Raw genomic sequence first — 2,452 nt, forward strand, 5'->3', positions numbered from 1 at the left:
CGAGACGCCCGGGATGCGTGTGGACGGGTGGGCCGCGCTCGCGGACAGGATCCTCGCCGAGACCGGGTACCTGACCGCGATCGCCGCCGACGAGCGCGGGACAGCGGCGGTCGCCAACGTCGACGAGTTCCGTGACAAGCTCCGCGAGCTCGACGACAGCGGCGTACCGACGCTCGACAGGGTGGCGGCTCGGCTCTCCGAGCGAGCCTCCCGGGGACGGAGCGAGGCGGAGGCCAACGACGTGACGGGCGCGACCGGCGTCCGTATCATGACCGTTCACGAGGCGAAAGGCCAGGAGTATCCGGTCGTCGTCGTCCCAGGGCTCGGCAAGCGGTTCAACGACCGGGCCCGGCTCGGCAACGGCAGCGTCGAGTTCGAGCGCGTCCCGATCGACGGCGACCGCCGGCCGGTGCTCGGGCTGAACGTCCCGACGCCCGACCGGACCGGAACCGAGTCGACACTGATGCGGACGGTCGCCCGCGACCGAAGGCGGGCGGAGGAGCGCGCCGAGGAGAAACGCGTGCTCTACGTCGCCTGTACGCGCGCCGAAGACCACCTCGTCCTCACCGGCCGCCACCCCGCCGACGAGGACCACGAGACCGGCGTCGCACCCCCGGACCCGACGGACCCCGCCTCCTACCGTGACTGGCTCCAACCGGCCCTGTTCGGCACGGACGACGACGCCGTCGAGAACTGGCGGACGCTCGAAACAGCGGGGCGATTCACCGCGACGCTCCCGTACGCGGTCGACGGCGACACCGAGCACGGCACGATCACCGTTCGCCTCCCCAGTCGCGACGAACGGTACAACCACGACCCCGAACCGCAGCCTGCGTCGACGACCCGATCGAGATACGGGTACGAACGGCCCTGGGAGTTCGTCCTCTCCGCCTCCGATCTCAGTCGGGTCCCGGACGGCACCGCCGAACTCCGGACGAACGAGGGGATACGGCAGGTCACCGCCTCGTCCGTCGCCCGGGATCCTGACACCGACTCCGAAATCGGCGGTGGTAGCGTCGAGCGCGGCGGTGATCCGGCAGGGGGCGGTGAACCCGCGGAGGACGGCCGCGAAGTCCCGGCCGCCATCTACGGTCACGCCGTCCACCGGCTCTGTGAAACCCGGCCGCCGGCGGAGAAGCGCCGTCGGGTCATCGAGGGCGCGATCCGGGAGCAACACGACCGCGCGTCCGACCACGGCGACGACGAGTACCCCGAATCGGCGTACGACGCCATCGCGGCCGAGGCCGACGCCGCGATCGGATACCTCACCGACCTCCACGCCGACCTTGACGTCGAACACACCCACGACGAGTACTACATCGAGCTCGACGTGGACACCGGGACGGTTCGCGGGTTCATCGACCACCTCGTCGTCACCCCGGACACGTACCACGTCGTCGACTACAAGACCGACCGGAACGCGCGGGGCGTGACGGCCGCCGAGTTCATCGAGGAACGCGCGGCACACCACCGTCCGCAGCTGTGGGCGTACGCCGCGGCGCTCGCACGGCAGGACCCGACACGAGACGTGATCGCCACGCTGTATTTCACCGACGTCGAGGCGGCCTACACGTGGGACGACGACGACCTCTCCACGGTGTTCACGGACACGGTTCGTGAGCTACGCTCGCTTCTCGCAGGGACCCCCGTCCGCGTAGTGCCCTAGATCACGCGGCCGGGAACACGTCCGGATCCGCGGGTATTTGTCCCGCGATCGCGTCGGATCCCCCATGCGAACGCTCGTCTTCGACGGCCGAACCGGCGCTGCGGGCGACATGATCTGTGCCGCGCTGATCGCCGCCGGCGCGGATCCGGCCGTCCTCTCCCCGGTCGAACGCCGGCTTCCGGTCCGATACGAGGTGGGCGAAACGACGAAGAACGGTATCCACGCGGTGACCGTTGACGTCGTCCTCGACGATGGGGCGGAAGGGAGCTCACAGGGGTCGGATCACGACCACACGCACAGCCACGACGACGACCACACGCACAGCCACGACGACGACCACACGCACAGCCACGACGACCGGGCCCTCGCCGAGGGTGCGGGGGTCCACCGGTCGTACCCCGAAGTCGTCGAGGTCGTCGAGTCGATGGATCTCCCAGAACCGGTCGAATCGACCGCGCTGGACGCCTTCGAGCGACTCGGGCGCGCGGAGGCGTCGGTCCACGGTATCGATCTCGAAGCGACGCACTTCCACGAGGTCGGTGCCGACGACGCGATCGCCGACATCGTCGGGGCGGCGCTTCTCCTCGCGGACCTCGACGTCGATCGCGTCGTGACGACGCCGGTCGCGACCGGAGGCGGCGAGGTGGAGATGAGCCACGGCGTCTACCCGATCCCCTCGCCCGCGACGACCGGGATCGTGGCGGCCGCCGACTTCGACGTGTACGGCGGTCCGATCGAGCGGGAGCTGCTGACGCCGACCGGTGCCGCGATCCTCGCCGCGATCGC

2 protein-coding genes are annotated in these 2,452 nt (G+C 70.2%); both read left to right on the top strand.

Annotated features, from left to right (window positions below; translation table 11 throughout):
* A partial coding sequence (locus ACFQEU_RS14495) for a 3'-5' exonuclease (RefSeq protein ID WP_379783304.1) occupies positions 1–1,666 on the top strand: 1,666 nt, incomplete at its 5' end.
* Between the two features lie 64 nt (positions 1,667–1,730).
* On the top strand, positions 1,731–2,452 hold a 722-nt coding region (gene larC / locus ACFQEU_RS14500), incomplete at its 3' end, for a nickel pincer cofactor biosynthesis protein LarC (RefSeq protein WP_379783306.1).

The organism is Halorubrum tibetense (genome assembly GCF_042661865.1).
GTDB lineage: Archaea > Halobacteriota > Halobacteria > Halobacteriales > Haloferacaceae > Halorubrum > Halorubrum tibetense.